The following is a 6,715-nucleotide window of genomic DNA, read 5'->3' on the forward strand; positions in this document are numbered from 1 at the left end:
TATTATATAGTCCTGATTATAGACTGATTTAAAAAGAAAATCACAGGTTCATTTATTATTGTACTAAAAAATTGAAAGTCATATCTGATTCGCCGTTTAAGCATACAAAAGAGCTTTCCACAAATTTTGTGAAAAGCTCTTAACTAATTATTGTTCTTCTTCCTCTAATTCCACCGTCGGATAATGCTTTAGAAAATAAACAAGCGATTGCAGCTCCACGGCTAGGTCAATATGATGGACCCTAATTTGTGGAGGAACATTTAAACGTGCTGGCGTAAAGTTTAATATCCCCTTTACATTCGAGCTCACAAGTCGATCAGTAATCATCTGTGCAACTGGGGCTGGAACCGTTAATATCGCAACGGATATATCTCCCTCAGATAAAACCTTCTCCAATTCATCCATATGATAAACCGGGACCTCGCGAATTGTCGTTCCCATTTTTTCTGGATCCACATCAAAGGCACATGCTATTTTCGTGTTATTATTTTTTAAAAAATTATAATTTAAAAATGCCGTGCCCAGATTTCCTACCCCTATTAGTGCAACTTTGGTTAATTCATCCTGATCCAAAGTTTTACGAAAGAAGGAAATTAAATAATTGACATTATACCCATAACCTTTTTTTCCTAATGCACCGAAATAAGAAAAATCGCGGCGAATCGTGGCTGAGTCTACCTTTACGGCTTCACTTAGTTCAGCTGATGAAACCCTTTGTTTACCGGAAGAATGCAAATTTTTTAAAAATCGGTAGTATAGGGGCAGCCGTTTGGCTGTCGCCTGTGGTATTTTCATTGTTTCATTACTCATAATCTCCCACACCCCATGTATAATTTAGTTAAAAATCATTTAACTATTTCGTCTCTCTTAAAATCACCATTTTTACCGCCCGTTTTTTCGACAAGATAAGTAGGTCCAATCACCATACCTTTATCAACGGCTTTACACATATCATAAACCGTTAAAGCACACGCTGAAGCAGCTGTTAACGCTTCCATTTCTACCCCTGTATTCCCCTTGGTTTTAACGGCTGCAGAAATATTTAAACGATAATTCTCTTCTGTGTCCTGTTCCCAGGAAAAAGAAATATTAACCCCTGTTAAGGGAATCGGATGGCACATCGGAATCAAATCCCAGGTCTTCTTTGCTGCCATGACCGCAGCTACCTGAGCCACTGCTAAGACATCGCCTTTTTTTATCTCGTTATTCGTAATTCTATCGTAAATTTCTTTCCTAACTGTAATACTGGAATGAGCAAGTGCCGTCCGTGCCGTTTCTGGCTTATCACTGACGTCAACCATTTTTGCTCGGCCTTCTTCATTAAAATGCGTAAATTCTGCCATAAAAAAATCCTCCCTTCAAATCATACACTATTTTTCCTGATCTGTCTGTGAAACTTTGAACGAAACTCAAGGTTTTTGTCGATTTAAGACTTTCAACCACCTAATCTGCGCCGCAGTTGATTGCCGATATACCGGGAATAAGGTACACTTAACCTATGTAATAGAGGTGAATGAGTATGATTTTGTTACAGGTTAATCAACTACAAAAATATTATGGTGCTGACCTTATTTTATCGAATATTAAATTAGAATTACAAACTCGAGACCGTGTGGCACTAGTTGGGCGCAACGGTGCAGGAAAATCGACATTATTGAAGATTATTGCTGGCCACTTGTCGCATGATGGCGGTGAAATCATCAAGCCAAAAGAAGTTATGATTGGCTATTTAGCTCAAAATACTGGTTTAGAGTCCACTTTGTCGATATGGGACGAGATGCTGACTGTTTTTGAACCGCTGCGTTTAATGGAAAAGTCACTCCGAACCCTTGAAGAACAAATGGCCGACCCTAATGTATTTGAAGACAATGGAAGATACGAGAGAATCCTAAAAGAGTACGACCATCTTCAAGTGAAATTTAAGGAGCAGGGTGGATATCAATACGAGGCAGAGCTGCGTTCCGTACTCCATGGATTAAATTTCCCTGATAAATCCTTGATGATATCTAGTTTAAGCGGCGGGCAGAAAACGCGTCTTGCCCTTGGTAAGCTGCTATTAACCAAGCCTGATATCTTAATATTGGACGAGCCGACCAACCATCTTGATATTGATACACTCTCCTGGCTGGAGCAATACTTGCAAAGTTATCACGGGGCTATTTTGATTGTTTCCCATGACCGCTATTTTTTAGATAAGGTGGTTACGCAGGTCTATGAGGTCTCCCGTAAGCAAATCCAACGCTTTACAGGCAACTACAGTTCCTACCTTGATCAAAAAGCGGCAAATTATGAGCGTGATATAAAGCTTTTTGAAAAACAACAGCAAGAGGTGGCAGATCTTCAAGATTTTATCAACCGGAATTTAGCACGTGCATCAACGACCAAACGGGCCCAAAGCCGTCGTAAAAAGTTAGAGAAAATGGAGCTCATGGACCGCCCTTTAGGGGATGAAAAGTCGGCAACATTCTCGTTTGAAATTGAAAGACAAAGCGGAAATGACGTGTTAACGGCCGATTCCCTTGCTGTCGGTTATCAAGGCGAAAAGGTTTCAGAAGCCATTTCTTTTCGTGCCTATAAAGGAGAAAGCATTGCCTTAGTGGGCCCAAATGGAATCGGTAAATCTACTTTATTAAAAACCATTATTAAAAAGCTGCCTGCCCTAGACGGAACCATTCTCTATGGAACAAACCTTTCCATCGGATATTACGATCAGGAACAGGCGGAATTAACTTCCAACAAGCGTGTTTTGAATGAACTCTGGGATGATTACCCGTTAAAAAACGAAAAAGAAATTCGAACGGTTCTTGGAAATTTCTTATTTTCCGGTGATGATGTTTTAAAAATTGTCTCGACTTTAAGCGGCGGGGAGAAAGCTCGACTTGCTTTAGCTAAGCTTATGTTGGAAAAAGCCAATGTTTTAATTTTGGATGAGCCCACCAACCATTTGGATTTAGATAGCAAGGAAGTTCTTGAGAATGCATTAATCGATTACCCTGGAACGATTCTTTTTGTTTCACATGACAGGTACTTTATTAACCGGATTGCCACAAAGGTCTTGGAACTAAGTCGTCATAGAAGTACGGAGTATTTAGGGGATTATGATTATTATGTAGAGAAAAAACTGGAGCAGGAAGAACTGGCTGCACTTGCCCTGGCGGATTTCCAAAAAAAATCCTCACAAACGGATATATTGGAGAAAAATACTTATCAACAGGATAAGGAAAGTAAGAAACAAGAACGCCAGCGAAAACGAAGATTAGAAGAAGTGGAACAAAGAATTGAAGAGTTGGAAGAACAAATTCAGGAATTCGAACAGCAACTATGTGATCCTGATATCTTTCAAAATCATGAAAAAGTATTAGAAATCAACTTAAAAAATGAAAAAGCCAAGGTGGAGCTCGAGCAACTAATGGAAGCATGGGCGGAGTTGGCAGAGTAAAACCGAGCAGTGCTCGGTTTTTTTCTTTTTGATTAGACATATATCGACAACATTCGATATATGCACTTTTTAAAAAAATTATTCACTTTTCCACAAGCTTATTCACATTGTAAACAAAGTCTTTTCAATGCTTTTTTCACTTTTCCACAATATCCACAATAATAACCCCACTTATCCACATTATACACAGAAAACAGCCCACTTATCCACATTTAAGATTATATCTATGGATATCTAAAAAATCTTATCAACAAAAAAACTCTTCTTATCCAGAAGAGTTTCTAATTATATAATTCAATATCTAGTCCAGGATTGGCGTTTAACGTCAAATTTGCTCGAATTCCCTTTTCAAACATCACACTTCCCGCCGCAGCGATCATTGCCGCATTATCAGTACATAATGATAATGGCGGTATGACTAATTCAATCCCAGGTTTCTCTGAAAAAACCTTCTCTAACGCCTGCCTAAGCCCTTTATTTGCGGCAACCCCGCCAGCTACCAATACTTGCTCTACGCCGTATTCTGTGACAGCTCTTTCTGTTTTTGTTACTAGCACTTCAATGACGCTATCTTGAAAACTTGCCGCTAGGTCCTCAGGGGCAATCACCTCACCACGCTGTTCAGCATTATGGACCGTATTAATAACAGCGGATTTTAAACCACTAAAACTAAAATCATAGGAGCCTTCCTCCAGCCATGCCCGAGGTAAGTTAATCGTCGGATTTCCAGCCTGCGCCAAGCGGTCAATATGAGGTCCGCCAGGGTACGGCATATTTAATGTGCGGGCTACCTTATCGTAGGCTTCCCCTGCAGCATCATCTCTTGTTTCTCCAATCACTTCAAAATGACCATGTTCCTTCATATACACCAGCTCTGTATGCCCGCCTGAAACAACAAGAGCAATAAGCGGGAATTTCATTTCGGTTACCAACCGATTTGCATATATATGTCCAGCAATATGGTGAACAGGAACTAGTGGTTTGTCCGCTGCAAATGCTAATGCTTTCGCAGCATTTACCCCGATTAAAAGGGCACCCACTAGTCCAGGTCCCTCTGTGACAGCAATGGCATCAATCTCAGCAAACGTAATATTTGCTTGGTTCAATGCTTCCTCGGTAACAATGGTAATTTGCTCAACATGGTGGCGGGAAGCAATCTCTGGAACAACCCCACCAAAACGTTTATGACTTTCAATCTGAGATGCCACAACATTCGCAACAATTTCACGGCCATTTTTAATGATTGCTACAGCAGTCTCATCACAACTTGTTTCAATTCCCATAATCCATTGATCTTTTATCATATATTTACCCACATCACTAAACCATCTTCCTGATTATCAGAATAATAATTTTTACGGATTCCTCCATTTTGAAAGCCTAGCTTTCGATAAAGAGATTGTGCCACATGATTGGTCACACGCACTTCAAGTGTCATGGTCTTTGCTCCCATCTCCCGGGCTACTGACATCATTTTTCGCAATATAGCTTCCCCAAGATTCCGGCCCCTAAATTCAGGCAAGATTGCTACATTCGTAACATGGGCCTCGTCAATGACAATCCACGCCCCGCAGTATCCAAGAATTTTATTATTTTCTTCTAAAACGATATAAACAGCAAATCGATTATTGTGTAATTCATTATAGAAAGCTTCACGACTCCATGGAGTAGTAAAAGATGCATGCTCTACTTCTAAGATCTGATCAATATCCTCTTCCCTCATGTTACGAAAAACAAATGAATCTACCATAACTCTCTATTCCTATCCATTTCATATTTTTCCTTTCGCTTCTAACCATTTTGCTTCTGCCTCAGCTAAACGGATATAATTTGGGACAAAAGAATGTATGTCCTCTCCAGGTTTATCCTTGCCAAGAAGGGCAAGCTCAGATGGGCGAGGATTTTGCTCCGTAATCGCTGCAAAAACAGCCTGTGATCCCAAATGGTCAGCGATTGCTGCTTGATGGAGTAATAAATCATTTCCGATAAATAAGATTGATTTACCGGCCCCTTTTAGAGACTCTGCCCAATCGGCTAACATGACCAAGCGATCCTCTTTTACCGTTAGGAATTCACTACCTTGATTTTGGTATAATCCCGTATACACTTGTCCCCTTCTAGCATCAAATAGGGGTGATACATAGCCATCAAAATAACGGCTGACACCTGATGCTAGGATTTCAAGGCTTGAAATCCCGACAAGTGGAATGTTTAGGGTCCATGCTAACGTTTTAGCAATGGTAACCCCAATTCGAACTCCTGTGTAGGAGCCCGGTCCTTTGGCTACTACAATCTTCCTTATATCTGCAGGCACCCGCTCACAATCCTTCATCAGTGTTTGAATAGCAGGCATTATTCGAACAGAATGGTTCTTTTTTAAGTTGGTGATATATTCACCGAGTACTTGATTCTCTTCTAAAAGCGCAACTCCTAATGCATAATTAGAAGTATCAATCGCTAATATGGTCATGAAAATGTCTCCTTACATAATTGCTCGTATCTTTTTCCTTGTGGTACAAAAACCATTCGTCTCTGGTCCCCTTCTTCACGATACAAGAAGATGGTCAGTCTTTCCTCGGGAAGCTGCTCTTCAATTAAATGGGCCCATTCCACTACCGTCACTCCGTCCCCTTCAAAGTACTCGTCAAATCCTAGGTCTTCAAAGGCATCTGCCACTCGGTAGACATCCATATGATATAATGGCAATTTTCCTTTATATTCTTTAATAATGGTAAATGTCGGGCTGTTGACGGTTTTCTTAATTTCTAAGCCTTTAGCTAACCCCTTTGTGAAGGTTGTTTTTCCTGCACCTAAATCACCTTCCAGTGCAAGGACATCTCCCGGTTGTAAGAGTCCGGCCAATCTTTCGGCAAACTGGGAAGTCTCCTCAGAATCCGTTGTAATACGTTCAAATTGTTTCATTCTATCACCTTTTTATTTTAACATCGTAGCACATATCTTCATTTTACCTTATTTATCTGCAAAAAAACCTTAGGATTTCTCCTAAGGTGCCTATTTCATATGTAGTTTACCTGATTTTTTACAATTGAGCAAAAAACGGCATAAAAAAAGACGAAACCTTGTTTCGTACTCATTTTACAATATAAATGGCGGTCCGGACGGGACTCGAACCCGCGACCTCCTGCGTGACAGGCAGGCATTCTAACCAACTGAACTACCGGACCAGAGTTTTTTCAAGCTATGCTTGAAAATAACTTAATTGCGGGGACAGGATTTGAACCTGCGACCTTCGGGTTATGAGCCCGACGAGCTACC

7 protein-coding genes and 1 tRNA gene are annotated in these 6,715 nt (G+C 40.4%); 1 reads left to right on the forward strand and 7 read right to left on the reverse strand.

Going from position 1 to position 6,715, the window contains the following annotated elements; all coding sequences use genetic code 11:
* Positions 1-147 precede the first annotated feature (147 nt).
* Both BR30_RS0112135 and moaC read right to left on the reverse strand, forming a co-directional pair.
* Entirely contained in the window at positions 148-810 is a 663-nt protein-coding gene (locus BR30_RS0112135; protein WP_026565259.1) for a redox-sensing transcriptional repressor Rex, read from the reverse strand.
* Between the two features lie 35 nt (positions 811-845).
* Positions 846-1,343 (reverse strand): cyclic pyranopterin monophosphate synthase MoaC, encoded by a 498-nt coding sequence (gene moaC / locus BR30_RS0112140; protein ID WP_026565260.1) that lies wholly within the window; start codon positions 1,341-1,343, stop codon positions 846-848.
* Between the two features lie 176 nt (positions 1,344-1,519).
* Here moaC and BR30_RS0112145 point away from each other — a divergent pair, with 176 nt between their 5' ends.
* Complete coding sequence (locus BR30_RS0112145; RefSeq protein ID WP_026565261.1) at positions 1,520-3,439, forward strand: ABC transporter ATP-binding protein; 1,920 nt, start codon at positions 1,520-1,522, stop codon at positions 3,437-3,439.
* Positions 3,440-3,720: 281 nt separating this feature from the next.
* Here the strand turns inward: BR30_RS0112145 and tsaD are convergent, their stop codons facing one another.
* From tsaD to BR30_RS0112170, 5 genes are all read right to left on the reverse strand, one after another.
* On the reverse strand, positions 3,721-4,743 hold the full coding sequence (tsaD, locus tag BR30_RS0112150; protein ID WP_026565262.1) for a tRNA (adenosine(37)-N6)-threonylcarbamoyltransferase complex transferase subunit TsaD: 1,023 nt from the start codon (positions 4,741-4,743) through the stop codon (positions 3,721-3,723).
* Positions 4,740-5,189: a ribosomal protein S18-alanine N-acetyltransferase gene (gene rimI / locus BR30_RS0112155; RefSeq protein ID WP_026565263.1), complete on the reverse strand. Its 450-nt coding sequence runs from the start codon at positions 5,187-5,189 to the stop codon at positions 4,740-4,742. The genes tsaD and rimI overlap by 4 nt, the downstream gene beginning before the upstream one ends.
* A gap of 21 nt (positions 5,190-5,210) precedes the next feature.
* Positions 5,211-5,909 carry a tRNA (adenosine(37)-N6)-threonylcarbamoyltransferase complex dimerization subunit type 1 TsaB gene (gene tsaB / locus BR30_RS0112160; protein ID WP_026565264.1) on the reverse strand — a complete coding sequence of 233 codons (699 nt, stop codon included), beginning with the start codon at positions 5,907-5,909 and terminating at the stop codon, positions 5,211-5,213.
* The gene (gene tsaE / locus BR30_RS0112165; protein ID WP_026565265.1) at positions 5,906-6,361 is read right to left on the reverse strand and encodes a tRNA (adenosine(37)-N6)-threonylcarbamoyltransferase complex ATPase subunit type 1 TsaE; all 456 of its coding nucleotides are present in this window, start codon (positions 6,359-6,361) and stop codon (positions 5,906-5,908) included. Before tsaE ends, tsaB begins: the two co-directional genes overlap by 4 nt.
* 186 nt (positions 6,362-6,547) lie before the next feature.
* Positions 6,548-6,624, reverse strand: a tRNA-Asp gene (locus BR30_RS0112170).
* Between the last annotated feature and the right edge of the window lie 91 nt (positions 6,625-6,715).

The sequence above is a fragment of the Bacillus sp. UNC41MFS5 genome, from assembly GCF_000686805.1.